Here is a 15360-nt window from a genome sequence, read left to right as displayed (position 1 = left end):
TCGGTTCCGGCACGTGGTGCGCCGGTGCGGGCCGGGGGCCGTCCCGGGACGGCCCCCGTCGCTCAGAGCACCAGCCGGTCGAACAGGTGGTGCAGTTCCGCGTCCGGGTCGGCGGTCAGCCCGGTGTGCACGGGGCCGGGCTGGACGACGGCGCTGCGCGGGGCGGTGAGCCAGCGGAAGCGCTGTCCGGCGCCGTCCCGGGCGGCCGGTCCGGCGGCCTCGCCGCCCGCGCAGACCGCCTCGATGCCGCGCAGCGCGCGCCGCACCCCGGCGACGTCGGCGAGCGCGTCCAGGGCGAGCAGCCGCCCCTGGTCGAGGTGGGTGCGGGCGCCCAGGTACTCGGCGTTGCGGCAGTAGAGCAGGACGCCGATGTTGACGCACTCGCCGCGCTCGACCCGGGGGACCGCCCGGATCAGCGCGTACTCGTAGTCGTGGCGGGGCTGTTCGTGGTCGGGCCCCATCAGGACGCCACCTCCGGGAGCCAGTCGCGGGGCCCGGCGAGGCGGGCGGTGAGCTGTGCGGTGTACGCGGCGCGGACGTCCGCGGGGGTGGCGAAGCCGGGCTCGTCGGCCAGCCAGACGTCGGGGACGGCGGCGACGGCGGCGGGCAGCGCCCGTTCGGCGAGCGCGGCGAGTTCGGCGTCGACGGCCGGCAGCAGGCCGGCGGCGTGCCGCAGCGCGTGGTCGGAGGCGTCGTACGGCTTGCGGCGCCACTTCTCGGCGCCCGGCCAGCTGTGGTGGAAGACCAGGCTGGCGCCGTGGTCGATCAGCCGCAGGCCGCCGGGCGCGACCAGCAGGTTGGGGTTGCGCCAGGAGCGGTCGACGTTGCTGATCAGGGCGTCGAACCAGAGCACCCGGGCGGCGAGGTCGGTGTCGACGTCGAAGCAGAGCGGGTCGAAGTTCAGCGCCCCGGCGACGTGCGCCATGCCGAGGTTGGTGCCGCCGCTGGCCCGCATCTGCTCCTGGATCTGCACCTCGGGCTCGCTGCGGGCGAGCACCGGGTCCAGGTCGACCAGGGCGAGTTCGGGCACCGGCAGCCCGAGCCGGCGGCCGAGTTCGCCGGCCAGCACCTCGGCCACCAGCGCCTTGCGGCCCTGGGCCGCGCCGACCCACTTCAGGACGTAGAGGCGGCGGTCGTCGGCCTCGATCAGGCCCGGCATCGAACCGCCTTCGCGCAGCGGCGCCGCGTAGCGGACGGCTGTCACTTCGGAGAGCATCCGGACAGCCTAGCGGCCCCGCCGGCGGGGCCCGGGCGGGGTGCGCGCTCCGGCGGCGGGCGGGGCATGGTCGGGCGGCGGGCGGGCAGGCGCGTGGCGGACGTTGGAGATGCACCCGCCGTTACCCCGTGCGAGTGTGTCCAACAGTCGTCCTTGCTACTCACGGACCTGCACGGACCCGCACACCGTAGGGGATGAAGATGGAACGACCTCGGATCCTGATCGTCGGCGGCGGCTTCGCCGGACTGGAGTGCGCGCGCCGTCTGGAACGCAAGCTCGCTCCCTCCGAGGCGGAGATCTCCCTGGTCACGCCGTTCTCGTACCAGCTGTACCTGCCGCTGCTGCCGCACGTCGCGGCCGGGGTGCTGACCCCGCAGTCGGTGGCGATCTCGCTGCGGCGCTCGCTGCGGCGCACCCACATCGTGCCGGGCGGGGCGATCGGCATCGATCCGCGGTCGAAGGTCGCGGTGGTCCGCAAGATCACCGACGAGGTGGTCGCGGAGAAGTACGACTACCTGGTGCTCGCGCCGGGCAGCGTCACCCGGACCTTCGACATCCCCGGGTTGACGGACTACGCGCGCGGCATGAAGACGCTCGCCGAGGCCACCTACATCCGCGACCACGTGATCGCCCAGCTCGACCTGGCGTCCGCGTCGATGGACGAGCAGGAGCGGGCCTCCCGGCTGCAGTTCGTGGTGGTCGGCGGCGGCTACGCGGGCACCGAGACGGCGGCCTGCCTGCAGCGGCTGACCACGGCGGCGGTCAAGCGCTACCCGCGGCTGGACCCGCAGCTGATCAAGTGGCACCTGATCGACATCGCGCCGAAGCTGATGCCCGAACTCGGCGACAAGCTCGGCACCACCGCGATGGAGATCCTGCGCAAGCGCGGCGTGGACGTCTCGCTGGGCGTGTCGGTGGCCGAAGTCGGCCCGGAGAACGTCAAGTTCACCGACGGGCGGTCGCTGCCCTGCCGGACCCTGATCTGGACGGCCGGGGTGGCCGCCTCGCCGCTGATCGGCACGCTGGACGCGGAGACGGTGCGCGGGCGGCTCGCGGTGACGGCGGAGATGCGGGTGCCGCAGTTCGAGGGCGTGTTCGCGCTCGGCGACGCGGCGGCCGTCCCGGACCTCGCCAAGGGCGACGGCGCGGTCTGCCCGCCGACCGCGCAGCACTCGGCCCGGCAGGGCAAGCGGGTCGCCGAGAACCTGGTCGCGGCGCTGCGCAACCAGCCGCTGGAGCCGTACTTCCACAAGGACCTGGGCCTGGTCGTCGACCTCGGCGGCAAGGACGCGGTCTCCAAGCCGATGGGCGTCGAACTGCACGGCGCGCCCGCCCAGGTGGTGGCCCGCGGCTACCACGTGATGGCGATGCGCACCAACAGCGCGAAGTACCGGACGGCGGCGAACTGGCTGCTCAACGCGACGGCGGGCGACGACTTCGTCCGCACCGGCTTCCTGGCCCGGCAGCCCGCCCGGCTGCGGGACTTCGAGTACACCGACGCGTACCTGTCCCGCGACCAGGTCCGCGAGCACGCGCAGGCGCTGCTGGCCAAGGGCTGAGCGACGCGCCCGCGCGGAAGGGCCCCCGGCCGGAAGGCGATCCGGTCGGGGGCCCTTCCGCGCCGTCGGCCCTGGCCGCGCCGTCAGCCCTGGCGGGCCTTGAAGCGCGGGTCCTTCCGGTTGATCACGAAGGTGCGCCCGCGCCGGCGGACCACCTGCGCGCCGGGCTTGGCCTTCAGCGAGCGGAGCGAGTTTCGGATGCGCATGGACGGGTCCTCTCCTGGTCGTTGCCTGGTCGTTCGGCCCCCGGGGACTGGAACCGGGGTGGGCCACCGGTTATTCCGCGCGGACCCGGCCCGGGCGCGCCCGGCCCGGGTCAGGTGAGCCGGGAGCCGGCCGCCGGGGCGTGCAGGACGGCGGCGACGGCGGCGGCCAGGGCGGGGGCGTCGGCGGGGTCGAGGGTGGAGACGGTGATCCGGATGCCGGGCGGGGAGTCCTGCCGGAAGCGGGCGCCGGGGGCGGTGACCCAGCCGCGCTGGAGCAGCGCGGCGGCGGCGGCGGTCTCGTCGGGGACGGGGATCCAGACGTTCAGCCCGCTGACGCCGTGCGCCCGGACGCCGTGCGCGGCGAGGGCGGCGAGCAGGGCCTCGCGGCGGGCCCGGTAGACGGGGGCGGGGGCCGGGCGGTGGCGGCGCAGTTCGAGGACGGCGCGCTGGAGCAGGTGGCTGACCCAGCCGGCGTCGAGGCGCTGGCGGCCCAGCACCCGGGCGACGGTGTCGGCGTCGCCGACGCAGACGGCGACCCGCAGGTCGGGGGCGAGCTCCTTGGCGGCGGAGCGGACCAGCGCCCAGTGCGTGACGGTGCCGGTGGCGAGGGACTGGAAGGGCTGGTCGACCATGCCGTGCCCGTGGTCGTCCTCGATCAGGACGGTGGCGGGGCGGGCGGCCAGCACGGCGCGCAGGGCGGCGGCGCGCCCGGGGGTGAGGGCGGCGCCGGTGGGGTTCTGGGCGCGGCTGGTGACGATCAGCGCGCGGGCGCCGTGGTCGAGCGCGGCGGCGACCGGGTCGGGCAGCGGGCCCTGGTCGTCGACCGGGACGGGCACGGCGCGCAGGCCGAGCGCGGGCAGCAGGTCGAGCACGCTGCCCCAGCCCGGGTCCTCGACGGCGACCGCGTCGCCGGGGCGCAGGTGGGCGCTGAGGACCCGGGCGATGGTGTCCAACGCGCCCGAGCAGACCGCGAGTTCGCCCTCGGGGGCGCCGTCGGCGCGGAACTCGGCGCGGTAGCCGGCGAGCAGTTCGGGCTCGGCGACCGGGTCGCCGTACAGGACCGGCGGACCGGCGGCCGCGGCGGCCAGCGCGGGGCCGAGCGGCGGCAGCAGGGCGGGGTCGGGGTTGCCGGCCGAGACGTCCCGGGCGCCGGGCGGGACGGGCAGCCGGGCCTGGTCGCGGGGGGCGGTGACCGGCCGGGGGCGGATCCGGCTGCCGCGCCGCCCGGCGGTCTCGATCACGCCGCGTTCGCGCAGCAGGCGGTAGGCGGCGGCCACCGTGTTCGGGTTGATCCCGAGCTCGGCGGCCAGGTCGCGCAGCGGGGGCAGGGTGGCGCCCGGGGCCAACTCCCCCGCTGCGACGGCGCGTTCGACGTCGGCGGCGATCTCGCTGGCCCGCCGACCGGTGATCCGATACTCTCCTAGCACAAAGAAGATTATGCACTAGTGCAGAGGATCTGTCATGTCGGACCGCACCGGCGGGTCGTACACCCGCGACGAGCTCACCACCCCCACCCGCTCCAAGGAGCGCGCCGCCTGGGACGAGGAGACGGTGCACGCGATCCTGGACGCCGGCTACCTGTGCCACCTCGGCTTCGTCCGGGACGGCGCCCCCGTGGTGCTGCCCACCCTGTACGCCCGGGTCGGCGACCGCCTCTACCTGCACGGCTCCACCGGCAGCCGGCCGCTGCGCGGCGCGAAGGACGAGCGGGGCCTGCCGGTCTGCGTGACCGTCACCCACGTGGACGGGCTGGTGCTGGCCAAGTCCGCCTTCCACCACTCCGCCAACTACCGCTCGGTGGTGGCCCACGGCACCGCGTACCAGGTCACCGACCCCGCGGAGCTGCGCCTGGCGCTGGACGCGATCGTCGACCAGGTGGTGCCGGGCCGCTCCGCCGACTGCCGCCCGGGCAACGCCAAGGAGGTCGCGGCCACCGCGGTGATCCGGCTGGAGCTGGACCGGGTCTCGGCCAAGACCCGCACCGGCGGCGTCAACGAGGAGCCCGAGGACCTCGACCTGCCGTACTGGGCGGGCGTCGTCCCGGTCGCCCCCGCCTACGGCCCGCCCGCCGCCTCGCCGCACACCGCGGCCGGCACCGAGCCGCCCGCCTACCTGTCCGCGCTGCGCTAGCCGGCCCGCCCCGACCGGCCGGGGCGGGGCGGGCGCTGCGGCGGATGGCGGTACCGGCGGCGGGCGGTGGGCGTTCGTCGGACTGACGGTTCATCGGCTGCGGGCGTGTCGGACGCGGACGACGGGGTAGCCGCTGGTCGAATTACCTCCGGATATTTCCGCCCTTACCGGGACGGATCGTCACGTAGGGAGAGACCACTGGGTACCCACTCCGCCACCAGGGACGAACACCTCGGGCACGTGGTGTTCATCTCCGCCGCCGCCGCGATGGGCGGCTTCCTGTTCGGCTACGACAGCGCGGTGATCAACGGGGCGGTCACCGGCATCCAGAAGCACTTCGGCGTCGGCAACGGCGAGACCGCGTTCGTGGTCGCGATCGCGCTGCTCGGCTCGGCGGCCGGTGCCGTGGCGGCCGGCTGGCTGGCCGACCACTACGGGCGGGTGCGCACCATGCTGCTCGCCGCGGTGCTGTTCGCGATCAGCGGCGTCGGCTCGATGTTCCCGCCCAGCATCGAGGTGCTCGGGGTGTGGCGCGTGCTGGGCGGCATCGCGATCGGCATCGCCTCGGTGATCGCCCCGACCTACATCGCCGAGGTCGCGCCGACCGCGTACCGGGGCCGGCTGGCCTCCTTCCAGCAGATGGCGATCGTGCTCGGCATCACCGTCTCGCAGCTCGTCAACTGGGCGCTCAACCAGGCGGCCGGCGGCGAGTCCACCAACCACCTGGCGGGCGTCCAGGCCTGGCAGTGGATGCTCGGCGTGGAGGCCGTGCCCGCGATCGTCTACGGCCTGATGGCGCTCTCCATCCCCGAGTCGCCGCGCTACCTGATCTCCGACGGGCGGGAGGCGCAGGCCCGCAAGGTGCTGGCCGAGGTCGAGGGCGCGGACGTCGACCTGGACGCCCGGGTCGCCGAGATCCGGCAGGTGCTGCACAGCGAGCACAAGCCGCGGCTGAAGGACCTGCTGGGCGGGCGGTTCGGGCTGCTGCCGATCGTCTGGATCGGCATCGGCGCCTCGGTGTTCCAGCAGTTCGTCGGCATCAACGTGATCTTCTACTACTCGTCGTTCCTGTGGCAGTCGGTCGGCATCGACGAGTCCAACTCGCTGCTGATCTCGCTCTCCACCTCGATCGTCAACGTGGTCGGCACCGTGGTCGCGATGCTGTTGGTCGACCGGATCGGCCGCAAGCCGCTGGCGCTGGCCGGCTCGGCCGGCATGGCCGTCTCGCTCGGCCTGGCCGCCTGGGCGTTCTCCTTCCGGCAGGGCACCGGTGACAGCGCGACCCTGGACGACGCGTACGCGACCACGGCACTGGTCGCCGCGCACGTCTTCGTGTTCTGCTTCGCCTTCTCCTGGGGCGTGGTGGTCTGGGTGCTGCTCGGCGAGATGTTCCCGAACCGGATCCGGGCGCTCGCCCTGTCGGTCGCCGCGTCCGCGCAGTGGATCGCCAACTGGGCGATCACCGTCACCTTCCCCAACCTCTCCGACTGGAACCTGTCGGCGACGTACGTCATCTACGCCTGCTTCGCGCTGCTGTCGATCCCGTTCGTGGCGTTCTGCATCAAGGAGACCAAGGGCAAGTCCCTGGAGGAGATGGGCTGAACGGCACCCGTCCGACTGCTGACCGGCAGTCGACGGGTCGGGCGGAGGCGGGTGGCGGGCGTGGATGCCGCCACCCGCTGCGCATAGAGTGCGCCCGGAACGTCCGGAACGTTCAGTCGAACCCGCTGCCCGCCGCGCGCCGCCACCCGCTGCCGCGAGCGGCCGTCCCGACGGAGAGGCCATGGGCGCCGCCCGCCAGAACACCAGTTTCCCCGGCCCCGCCGGCACCGGGAGCACCCTGCACGGCCACCTCGCCCTGCCGCCCGCCGGCCTCGGCCCCGGCGTCCTGGTGGTCCAGGAGTGGTGGGGCCTGACCCGGCACGTCGCCGACCTCACCGACCGCCTCGCCGCGGCCGGCTTCACCGCCCTCGCGCCCGACCTGTACGGCGGCACCGTCACCCACGACCGGGACGAAGCCGCCCGGATGAAGCGGGAACTGCCGGTCGAGCACGCCGCCGAACAGCTCGCCGCCGCCGTCGACCACCTGCTCGCCCACCCCGCGACGGTCGGCGACGCGATCGGCGTCGCCGGCTTCTGCATGGGCGGCGGCCTCGCCCTCCGGCTCGCCGTCCGGGAGGGCGACCGGATCGCCGCCGCCGTCCCCTTCTACGGCCTGCCCGACCCGGACTACCGCTACGACGGCCTCACCGCCCACGTCCTCGGCCACTTCGGCGAACAGGACGCCTCCCTGCCCGTCCCGGTCGTCGACGAAGCCGCCGCCCGGATCGGCGAGGCGACCGGCCGCCGCCCCGAGATCCACTTCTACCCGGCGGGGCACGCCTTCCTCAACGACGAGAAGACCCCCAGCACGTACGACCCGCTGCAGGCCGAGATCGCCTGGCGGCGCACGCTGAGCTTCCTGTGGGGCCACCTGGGCTGAGGCCCGGCCCCGAACCGGCTCCGGCGGAACCGGCTCCGGCGGGGAAATCGGTGGTGCGGGTGGGGCGCGCGGTGCTAGGAAATGTCACATGCTACTTGGTGAGAAGGTTGTGCTGCGGGCCCGGGTCGAGAGTGACGTGGCGGTGCTGCACGAGGAGTTGTACGGGGACGTGGAGACGCGGGCGGGGGCCGATTCGCGGGCCTGGCGGCCGGTGCCGGTGGAGTCGGGGCAGTCGCCGTACCGGGTGGAGGGGCCGGTGGAGGACGCGGCGGTGTTCTCGGTGGTGGAGCGGGCCGGGGGCGAGCTGGTCGGGGAGGCGGTGGTGTGGGGGATCGATCAGCACAACCGGGTGGCGCACCTGGGGCTGGCGCTGCGGCCGGCGTTCCGCGGGCGCGGGCTGGGGGCGGACGCGGTGCGGGTGATGTGCCGGTACGGGTTCGAGGTGCGGGGGCTGCAGCGGCTGCAGGTGGAGACGCTGGCGCGCAACGCGGCGATGATCGCGGCGGCGGAGCGCTCGGGCTTCGTCCGGGAGGGGGTGCTGCGCCGGTCGGCGTGGGTGCTGGGGCGGTTCGAGGACGAGGCGGTGCTGGGGCTGCTGGCAGCCGAGTGGAGCGGCGGCCGGGGATAAAACCGCTGGACAGCGGGGGTGCGGCGGGTCCATGGTCGGGCGGTGAGCTTCCTCGATCCGGCCTGGGCCGGCCGCAACTACCGCATCCAGACGGCGGCGACGGTGGTGAGCGGGCTGGGCAACGCCGCCGCCCCGATCGCCACCGCGTTCGCCGTCCTGCACTCCGGCGCGGGCTGGGGCGGCACCGAGGTCGGCTACGTCGCCCTCGCCCGGACGGTGCCGCTGGTGGTGCTGCTGCTGGTCGGCGGCGCGGTCGCGGACCGGCTGCCGCGGCACCTGGTGATGGTCGGGGCGAACCTGTTCAACGCCGGTTCGCAGGCCGTGCTGGCCGCGCTGGTGCTGTGCGGGCAGCCGAGCCTGTGGGCGCTGGTGCTGCTCTCGGCGGCGGGCGGCGCGGGGCAGGCGTTCTACGCGCCGGCCGCCGAGGGCGTGATCCTGCAGGCGGTGCCGCCCGAACACGCGGCGAAGGCGTTCTCGGTGTTCCGGATGGCGATGAACGGCGCCTCGATCGCGGGCGCGGCGCTCGGCGGCGTGCTGGTCGCGGTGGTCGGGCCGGGCTGGGTGCTGGCGGCGGACGCGGCCTGCTTCGCCGTCGCGGCGGCGCTGCGGGTCGGCCTGGAGGCGTCGGCCGTCGAGCGCGGCCCGGCCCGGCCCGGCCTGGTGCGTGAACTGCTGGTCGGCTGGCGGGAGTTCACCGCCCGCCGGTGGCTGTGGGCGATCGTGGCGCAGTTCTCGGTGCTGAACGCCTGCGTGCTCGCCGTGGAGGCGGTGTACGGGCCGGTGGTGGCCGAGCGGCGGATGGGCGGCGCCGGGGCGTGGGGCGTGGCGATGGCCGCGCTGAGCGTCGGCATGGTGGCGGCCGGTCCGCTGATGTCGCGCTGGCAGCCGCGCCGGCTGCTGCTGGTCGGCAACGGCGGGGTGTTCCTGTTCGGGCTGCCGCCGCTGGCGCTGGCGCTGGGGTGGCCGCTGCCGCTGGTGGCGGCGGCGATGTTCCTGGCGGGCGTGGGCACCACGGTGTTCCTGGTCGGCTGGATGGTGGCGCTGCAGCAGGAGGTGCCGGAGGAGCTGCTGTCGCGGCTGTCCGCGTACGACTCGCTCGGCTCGTTCGCGCTGCTGCCGCTGGGCACCGGACTGGCCGGTCCGGCGGCGGCGGTGTTCGGCCTGTCCGGGGCGCTGTGGGGGTGCGCGCTGGTCTGCGCGGCGCTGGCCGTCCTGGTGCTGCTGGTGCCGGAGGTGCGGCGGTTGGAGCGGGCGGTTCCCGAGGCGTCCACGCGGGGCCGCGAACCGGAGTCCGTCACTTCCGGGTGACAGCGGCTGACAGCTTGCAACCTCCCGGGGCCTCGGTTCGTCCGATCAGGTAACTGGCCGCGACCCCCGGGAGTTTGGCGCATGGGCAAGCCTCTGCTGTACCTCGACGTCGACGGGGTGCTGAACCCGGTGTTCCCGCACCCCGACGACGATTTCGACACCCACACGCTGCTGGGCTACTCCGTGCTGCTGTCACCTCGGCACGGCGACTGGCTGCGCGAACTGGCCGACCGCTACGAGATCGTCTGGGCCACCACCTGGGAGGACAAAGCCAATCTGCACATCGCGCCGCTGCTCGGACTGCCCGAGCTGCCGGTGGTGGTGTTCAGCGGGTACGTGCCGCAGCCCGGGGACCCGCGGGTGCCGCTGATGGAGCTGTTCTCGGCAACCAAGTGGGCGCCGATCCTGCGGCACGCGCAGGGCCGCCCGTTCGCCTGGGTGGACGACTGCATCCCGCCGCGGCTGGTGCGGCGCAGCGTGCTGCGGGCGGACCGGCTGCTGGTGCCGGTCGATCCGGCGCAGGGGTTGCAGCGCGAGCACGTGGACCGGCTGCTGCGGCGGCCGCCGTCGCGGGCCTGGCCGAACCCGTGGGCCTGCTGAGGGCGGGCCGGGCGGGTTCAGTCCTGCGGGGGCGCGGGGCGGTCGGCGATCTCGACCCAGACCCGCTCCCAGCGGGCGTTGTCGCTGTGCCCGAAGCGGTCGCCGAGGCTGAGGACGCGGAGCACGGCGAGGGCCTGGGTGGCGTCGGGCTGCTCGGAGACCCGGACGGAGAGCCGGGTGGCGCCGGTGCGGGTGCGGTCGACGACCGGCGGGCGGCCGGTCAGCTTGTGCAGCGCGTCCGCGATCCGGCTGACCCGCTCGCCGTGCTGGGCCGACTGTTCGTCCATGCCGCCCTCCCCCGTTCACCGTACGCCCGTACCGCCGTTGTCGGAGGCCAGCCTACCGCCGGTCGGTGACACCCCGTCAGGCGTACCCCCGGCGCGGGGGCCGGTGTCACGGGGGCCGGTGCTACGGGAGCCAGCTGACGTGGCCGGCCAGCAGGGCGTAGCCGACGAAGGCGGTGGTGTCGATCAGGGCGTGGGCGGCGACCAGCGGGCCGACCCGCTGCCAGCGGCGGTAGAGCAGGCAGAAGACCACGCCCATCACCATGTTGCCGACCAGGCCGCCGACGCCCTGGTAGAGGTGGTACGAGCCGCGCAGGACAGCGCTGGCGGCGACCGCGGCCGGCCAGCCCCAGCCGATCTGCTGGAGGCGGCGCAGCAGGTAGCCGAGCACGATGACCTCCTCCACGATGGCGTTCTGCCAGGCGGAGGCGATCAGGACGGGGATCCGCCACCAGACCTCGGGCAGGCCGGAGGGGGCGACGGCGAGGTTGACGTCGGCGGCCTGGGCGATCAGGTAGAGGGCCAGGCCGGAGCCGCCGATGGCGGCGGCGACCAGGGTGCCGCGGCCGAGGTCGGCGAGCTTGTGGCGCAGGTCGAAGCCGAGCACCCGGAGCGTGGTGCCCTCGCGGACCAGCAGGTAGCCGACCAGGACGACCGGCATCAGGCCGCGGGCGACGTAGTAGAGCTGCCAGGCGAGGTCGAGCCAGGGCCGGCCGGGGGCGCGGGAGGCGTTCAGGGTGGCGACCTGGCTGCCGAGGTGGGCCGGTTCGGTGAGCGAGCCGAGGAAGCTGATCAGCGAACTGACGCCGCTGGCGCCGAGGGAGAGCCCGAGGACGATCAGCAGTTCGGCGGCGAGCAGCCGGCGCGAGGGGGTCCTGGGGGTGGTGGCGGGTTCGGCCGAGGCGGTGGTCACGGGTCTCCCGGGGGGCGGACGGTCGGCCCGGGGCCTTGCTGCCGCCCCGGGCCGATCATCCTTTCACAGGAAGATGAGGCGTCCGTGAAACGCCGCAGGTGGTGCGGGGACAGGCGCGGGCGCCCGCGCGGGCGCCGGTGCCGCGGGCAGGGGCAGGGGCGGGGGCGGGGGCGTCAGCCGACCGGCCAGGTGTGCACGGGTTCGCCGCCGCGCATGTGCTCGACGTAGCGGCGGGTCATCGCGGCGATCGCCTCGTTCGGGCCGAGGCTGTGCTGCTCGCGCAGCCGGTGCACGGTGGCGGCCTGCCAGGCGGCGCCGTTGGTGCGGCGCAGGCAGCGCTGCTCGATGATGCCGAGGTAGTGGTCCCGGTCGCGGGCCTCGATGCCCCACTCGTCCAGGCCCTGGTGGGCGAGCGGCAGCAGTTCGTTCAGCACCAGGTCGGTGGCGGGGAGTTCGACCAGGCCGCGGCCGCCGCGGCCGGGCCGCGGCCACCACTGGACGGCCTCGATGCCGTGCCGGGCGCCGTGCTGGAAGTTCTGGTCGGCCTTGTCGAACGGGAGCCTGCCCCAGATCGGGCGGGGCTGTTCGGCGAGCACCCGCACTAGGCCGTAGAAGAAGGCGGCGTTGGCCAGGGTGTCGGCCACGGTCGGGCCGGCGGGCAGGCAGCGGTTCTCCACCCGCAGGTGGGCGACGCCGTCGGCGACGTCGTACACCGGGCGGTTCCAGCGGTAGATGGTGCCGTTGTGCAGCCGCATCTCGCCGAGCCGGGGGACGCCGCCGGAGGAGAGCACCTTGACCGGGTCCTCGTCGTCGCAGATCGGCAGCAGCGCGGGGAAGTACCGCAGGTTCTCGGCGAACAGGTCGAGCGCGGAGTCGACCCAGCGCTCCCCGAACCAGGTGATGGGGCGCACGCCCTGCGCCTTGAGCTCGGCCGAACGGGTGTCGCACGCCTGCTGGAACAGCACCGGGCGGGTCTCCCGCCACAGCTCGCGGCCGAACAGGAACGGCGAGTTGGCGCCGAGCGCGAGCTGGACGCCGCAGATCGACTGGGCCGCGTTCCAGACCGAGGCGAACCGGGCCGGGGTGACCTGCAGGTGCAGCTGCACCGAGGTGGCGGCGGCCTCGGCGACCATCGAGACCGAGTCGACGGACAGCCGTTCGACGCCGTCGATGTCGAGCGCGATGTCCTCGCCGCGGGCCGCCAGGATCTGGTCGTTGAGCAGGCCGTAGCGGTCGTTGCTGCTCATCGCGTCCAGCCCGGCGTGCTCCAGGTCGAGGGTCGGCAGGATGCCGACCATCACGATCCGGGCGCCGGCCTCGGCGGCCCGCCGGTCGGCGTAGCGCAGGCCGGTGTCGAGCTCCTCGCGCAGGTCCTCGAAGACGTGGCCGGTCAGGCGGCGCGGGGCGATGTTCACCTCGATGTTGAACCGGCCCAGTTCGGTCTGGAAGTCCGCGGAGGAGATCGCGTCCAGCACCCGTTCGTTGCCGAGCACCGGCAGGCCCTGGTCGTCCGCCAGGTTCAGCTCGATCTCGACGCCCATCATGGCCTTCGGGCGGTCGAACCGCTCCTCCCCGAGCATCCGTTCCAGTACGTCCAGACAGGACTGGAGCTTGCGGCGGTACAGCTGCCGGTCGGCCAGCTCCGCCCTGGTCGCCACGACCTTCTCGCCCACGGGTGCCTTCCCTCCCCTCGGTCGACAGTGCCCAGGCATCATGCCCCGGCCGAAGATCGATAGCCCACGATGCGAACACCAGGACGAGGCACGGTTTCTGACGGAAAGTCAGCGACTCCTCGACTTGTGCGACGCAACCGAACGTGATATGAAGGTCACCCTGCGCACCTGTTCGAATGGAATTCGCACGCGCTCAGGCCCGGTCCAGGCCGTCCGAGACGCCCACGATGTCGAGGGATCTCGTCGACGACCCGCCCACCCCATTCGGCGCCCATGCACAACCGGACACGGCCAGACCCCCCTCAGAGTCGACGCCGTGCCGGTATGCCGCATCGACCCGCCGATCTCGCACGGAGAGGCGACTCTGCCATGACCCTGCACCTGTCCCCGCCCCCGGCCGGCGCCCTGCGCGCCGTGCTCTCCGCCCTCGCCTCCGGAGCGGCACTGCCGCCACCGGCGACCGCCGGACCGGGCCGGCCCCGCCCGCTGCTGGCGCTGCCCGTCCACGCCCTGCGCGGGCCCGCGCCCCGGCTGGCCGGCGCCGAGTGCACGGGCTGGCGCTTCCTGCTCTCCGAGCGCGCCGACCCCGCCGCGCCCGCCCCCTGCGGGCACGGCGGCTGCGGCGCGAACGGCGCGAACGGCGGGGGCGGCGGTGACGAGGCGCGGGAGTACGGGCCGCTGGCCGTCGGCGAGTTCACCGCGGACGGGCTGGACGGGGTGATAGCGGCAGCCGAGGTGGTCAACGGCCCGGACGGGCCGGTCTTCTCGCACCTGAGCGCCGGGCCGTTCCTCGACTCCACCGTCCGGGCGCTGCGCGAAGCCTGGCAGCTGGCCCGCGGCGGGCCGACGCGCTACCAGCCCCGACTGCTGCCGCTGCCCGAGCACTACGCCTCGGCGCTCTGGCTGCACGGCGGCCGGCCCGGCGACGACCTGCTGATCCCGCTGGCCCCCGCCCCGCTCGGGGTGGCCGCCCACCAGGCGCTGCCGGCCGCCGAGTTGCTGGCCCGGCTGGAGCGTTCGCCGGCCGCCCGGGCGACCGCGCTGATCGGCTGAACCGGGGCCTCCGGCACCCGTACCACCCAGGCGGGCCATGCCGCACTGATCCGAACCGGTCAGTGCGGCATGGCCCGTCCGTGCGCGGATCGGGCCCCGGCCCGCCCGGTCGGGTGATCTCGGCGCTCGTTCTGTGGCGCATGTCACCAAATGGCTGCGCGAACGGCCGCGGAGTCGGACACTGGTGACGGTCGGGTGAAGGACCAATCGTCCTACCCGGCTGACGCCGTTTCACACCTGATCCGGTGCAATATTTCAGCGAAGCGAGGTACAAGGATGTGCCAGCACCGAACCGAGTGTCCGTCCGCCGAGTCGGCCGACCACGAAGCCGCCGTCCCGGTCGCGTGCCACCCCGAGCAGGGCTGGAGCCTGCTCTGCAACGGGGTGCTGCTGTTCGACGACACCGGTGAGCTGCTGCCGGACGGCCGGGTGGTCGCCCCGCGCCGGAGCCTGCTGATCGCCGCCTGAACTCCCGCCTCGCGCCTGCCCGTTCACTCCCCCTCGTACCGTCCCGATGCCCGCCCGGAGCCCGTGCTCCCGGCGGGCATCGGCGCGTCCGGACGGCTGCCGCGAGGTCAGGAACCGCCGGGCGGGCGGCCGGTGGGGGTGGCGGGGTCGTACCAGAGACTGGCCATCGGGGAGCGGAGCGTCCAGCCGAGGGCGGCGTACAGGGCGCGGCCCTCGGTGGTGCCGACCAGCAGGGCGGTGCGCGCGCCGGCCGCGTGCGCCTCGTGCTGGAGGGTGCGCATCAGCAGCGAGCCGAGGCCGCGGCGGCGGTGCTCGGAGGCGGTCTCGATCTGGTCCGCGACGGCGATCAGCGGGGCGTCGACCCGGCCGCCCAGCGGGGTGCCGGGACCGAGCCCGACCTGGCCACGGGCGGCGAACTCGCCCGCGGTGGTGCGGACCAGAGCCCGGACGGTACCGCCGCGGTGCCAGGTGGTGATCCGGTAGCCGGCCGGGACGACGGGGTGCTCGGGGCGCAGCGGGAGGGTCATCAGGAAGCCGGGGCCGTCCTGGTGCCAGCCGGGGCCGACCCAGGGCAGCACCCGTTCCTCCTCGCCGAACAGCTTGAGCCACGTCCAGGGCGCGGCGGGGCCCTCGGTGAGCTTGCGGACGTCCGCCTCGGTGGGGGCCGGCAGGACGTGGCGCCAGACCTGGCGGGCCTGGCCGACGTCGACGCTCCAGCCCCAGGGCTCGGGGACGGGGTCGGCGGCGCCCCGGGAGGTCGTCCAGCCGCTGATCCAGGCCCGGACGAGTTCGGGGACGGTGGCGTCGTCGGGCATGGGCGCACTCCTGGGCATGTAATGG

The 15360-nt window shown here is 74.6% G+C and carries 17 protein-coding genes; 9 read left to right on the top strand and 8 right to left on the bottom strand.

Going from position 1 to position 15360, the window contains the following annotated elements; translation table 11 throughout:
• Positions 1 to 62: 62 nt before the first annotated feature.
• Together KSE_RS33645 and KSE_RS33640 are read right to left on the bottom strand one after the other, a co-directional pair.
• Positions 63 to 461 carry a DUF3037 domain-containing protein gene (locus tag KSE_RS33645; protein WP_014139857.1) on the bottom strand — a complete coding sequence of 133 codons (399 nt, stop codon included), beginning with the start codon at positions 459 to 461 and terminating at the stop codon, positions 63 to 65.
• Positions 461 to 1216, bottom strand: coding sequence for a HipA family kinase (locus KSE_RS33640; protein WP_014139856.1), 756 nt, complete (start codon positions 1214 to 1216; stop codon positions 461 to 463). The genes KSE_RS33645 and KSE_RS33640 overlap by 1 nt, the downstream gene beginning before the upstream one ends.
• Before the next feature lie 200 nt (positions 1217 to 1416).
• Here KSE_RS33640 and KSE_RS33635 point away from each other — a divergent pair, with 200 nt between their 5' ends.
• The gene (locus KSE_RS33635; protein WP_033259230.1) at positions 1417 to 2775 is read left to right on the top strand and encodes an NAD(P)/FAD-dependent oxidoreductase; all 1359 of its coding nucleotides are present in this window, start codon (positions 1417 to 1419) and stop codon (positions 2773 to 2775) included.
• A gap of 83 nt (positions 2776 to 2858) precedes the next feature.
• Here the strand turns inward: KSE_RS33635 and ykgO are convergent, their stop codons facing one another.
• Complete coding sequence (ykgO, locus tag KSE_RS33630; RefSeq protein WP_014139854.1) at positions 2859 to 2981, bottom strand: type B 50S ribosomal protein L36; 123 nt, start codon at positions 2979 to 2981, stop codon at positions 2859 to 2861.
• Between the two features lie 110 nt (positions 2982 to 3091).
• A complete protein-coding gene (locus KSE_RS33625) occupies positions 3092 to 4408 on the bottom strand; it encodes an aminotransferase class I/II-fold pyridoxal phosphate-dependent enzyme (protein WP_014139853.1) in 1317 nt (438 codons plus the stop codon).
• Between the two features lie 34 nt (positions 4409 to 4442).
• On the opposite strand from KSE_RS33625, the gene KSE_RS33620 reads away from it, so the two are divergent.
• The 6 genes from KSE_RS33620 to KSE_RS33595 all read left to right on the top strand — a co-directional run bounded on the left by KSE_RS33620 (position 4443) and on the right by KSE_RS33595 (position 10129).
• Positions 4443 to 5111 (top strand): pyridoxamine 5'-phosphate oxidase family protein, encoded by a 669-nt coding sequence (locus KSE_RS33620; protein ID WP_014139852.1) that lies wholly within the window; start codon positions 4443 to 4445, stop codon positions 5109 to 5111.
• A gap of 198 nt (positions 5112 to 5309) precedes the next feature.
• Positions 5310 to 6713 carry a sugar porter family MFS transporter gene (locus tag KSE_RS33615; RefSeq protein ID WP_033259231.1) on the top strand — a complete coding sequence of 468 codons (1404 nt, stop codon included), beginning with the start codon at positions 5310 to 5312 and terminating at the stop codon, positions 6711 to 6713.
• Between the two features lie 181 nt (positions 6714 to 6894).
• The gene (locus KSE_RS33610; protein ID WP_014139850.1) at positions 6895 to 7593 is read left to right on the top strand and encodes a dienelactone hydrolase family protein; all 699 of its coding nucleotides are present in this window, start codon (positions 6895 to 6897) and stop codon (positions 7591 to 7593) included.
• 88 nt (positions 7594 to 7681) lie between these two features.
• Complete coding sequence (locus KSE_RS33605) at positions 7682 to 8221, top strand: GNAT family N-acetyltransferase (RefSeq protein ID WP_033259223.1); 540 nt, start codon at positions 7682 to 7684, stop codon at positions 8219 to 8221.
• 42 nt (positions 8222 to 8263) lie between these two features.
• Positions 8264 to 9529, top strand: a complete 1266-nt coding sequence (locus KSE_RS33600) for an MFS transporter (protein ID WP_014139848.1) — start codon at positions 8264 to 8266, stop codon at positions 9527 to 9529.
• Between the two features lie 81 nt (positions 9530 to 9610).
• A complete protein-coding gene (locus KSE_RS33595) occupies positions 9611 to 10129 on the top strand; it encodes an HAD domain-containing protein (protein ID WP_014139847.1) in 519 nt (172 codons plus the stop codon).
• Positions 10130 to 10146: 17 nt separating this feature from the next.
• Here KSE_RS33595 and KSE_RS33590 read toward each other — a convergent pair whose 3' ends face one another.
• The 3 genes from KSE_RS33590 to KSE_RS33580 form a co-directional block, all read right to left on the bottom strand.
• Entirely contained in the window at positions 10147 to 10416 is a 270-nt protein-coding gene (locus tag KSE_RS33590) for a hypothetical protein (protein WP_014139846.1), read from the bottom strand.
• A gap of 121 nt (positions 10417 to 10537) precedes the next feature.
• On the bottom strand, positions 10538 to 11326 hold the full coding sequence (locus KSE_RS33585) for a CPBP family intramembrane glutamic endopeptidase (protein WP_014139845.1): 789 nt from the start codon (positions 11324 to 11326) through the stop codon (positions 10538 to 10540).
• Positions 11327 to 11499: 173 nt separating this feature from the next.
• On the bottom strand, positions 11500 to 12999 hold the full coding sequence (locus KSE_RS33580) for a glutamate--cysteine ligase family protein (RefSeq protein ID WP_014139844.1): 1500 nt from the start codon (positions 12997 to 12999) through the stop codon (positions 11500 to 11502).
• Between the two features lie 369 nt (positions 13000 to 13368).
• Here KSE_RS33580 and KSE_RS43135 point away from each other — a divergent pair, with 369 nt between their 5' ends.
• Together KSE_RS43135 and KSE_RS33570 are read left to right on the top strand one after the other, a co-directional pair.
• Positions 13369 to 14052: a hypothetical protein gene (locus KSE_RS43135; protein ID WP_014139843.1), complete on the top strand. Its 684-nt coding sequence runs from the start codon at positions 13369 to 13371 to the stop codon at positions 14050 to 14052.
• A 276-nt stretch (positions 14053 to 14328) separates the two neighbouring features.
• Entirely contained in the window at positions 14329 to 14520 is a 192-nt protein-coding gene (locus KSE_RS33570; RefSeq protein ID WP_014139842.1) for a DUF5999 family protein, read from the top strand.
• Between the two features lie 107 nt (positions 14521 to 14627).
• Here the strand turns inward: KSE_RS33570 and KSE_RS33565 are convergent, their stop codons facing one another.
• Positions 14628 to 15335: a GNAT family N-acetyltransferase gene (locus tag KSE_RS33565; protein ID WP_014139841.1), complete on the bottom strand. Its 708-nt coding sequence runs from the start codon at positions 15333 to 15335 to the stop codon at positions 14628 to 14630.
• Positions 15336 to 15360: the final 25 nt, after the last annotated feature.

It is taken from the genome of Kitasatospora setae KM-6054 (assembly GCF_000269985.1).
GTDB classification, from domain to species: Bacteria; Actinomycetota; Actinomycetes; order Streptomycetales; family Streptomycetaceae; genus Kitasatospora; species Kitasatospora setae.
This window is presented reverse-complemented; position numbering and strand designations above follow the sequence as displayed.

Bases quoted from the DNA above. Each gene is read 5' to 3' on its own strand.
- KSE_RS33645 (WP_014139857.1), bottom strand. From the start codon at position 461: ATGGGGCCCGACCACGAACAGCCCCGCCACGACTACGAGTACGCGCTG.
- KSE_RS33640 (WP_014139856.1), bottom strand. From the start codon at position 1,216: ATGCTCTCCGAAGTGACAGCCGTCCGCTACGCGGCGCCGCTGCGCGAA.
- KSE_RS33635 (WP_033259230.1), top strand. From the start codon at position 1,417: ATGGAACGACCTCGGATCCTGATCGTCGGCGGCGGCTTCGCCGGACTG.
- ykgO (WP_014139854.1), bottom strand. From the start codon at position 2,981: ATGCGCATCCGAAACTCGCTCCGCTCGCTGAAGGCCAAGCCCGGCGCG.
- KSE_RS33620 (WP_014139852.1), top strand. From the start codon at position 4,443: ATGTCGGACCGCACCGGCGGGTCGTACACCCGCGACGAGCTCACCACC.
- KSE_RS33610 (WP_014139850.1), top strand. From the start codon at position 6,895: ATGGGCGCCGCCCGCCAGAACACCAGTTTCCCCGGCCCCGCCGGCACC.
- KSE_RS33605 (WP_033259223.1), top strand. From the start codon at position 7,682: ATGCTACTTGGTGAGAAGGTTGTGCTGCGGGCCCGGGTCGAGAGTGAC.
- KSE_RS33595 (WP_014139847.1), top strand. From the start codon at position 9,611: ATGGGCAAGCCTCTGCTGTACCTCGACGTCGACGGGGTGCTGAACCCG.
- KSE_RS33590 (WP_014139846.1), bottom strand. From the start codon at position 10,416: ATGGACGAACAGTCGGCCCAGCACGGCGAGCGGGTCAGCCGGATCGCG.
- KSE_RS43135 (WP_014139843.1), top strand. From the start codon at position 13,369: ATGACCCTGCACCTGTCCCCGCCCCCGGCCGGCGCCCTGCGCGCCGTG.
- KSE_RS33570 (WP_014139842.1), top strand. From the start codon at position 14,329: ATGTGCCAGCACCGAACCGAGTGTCCGTCCGCCGAGTCGGCCGACCAC.
- KSE_RS33565 (WP_014139841.1), bottom strand. From the start codon at position 15,335: ATGCCCGACGACGCCACCGTCCCCGAACTCGTCCGGGCCTGGATCAGC.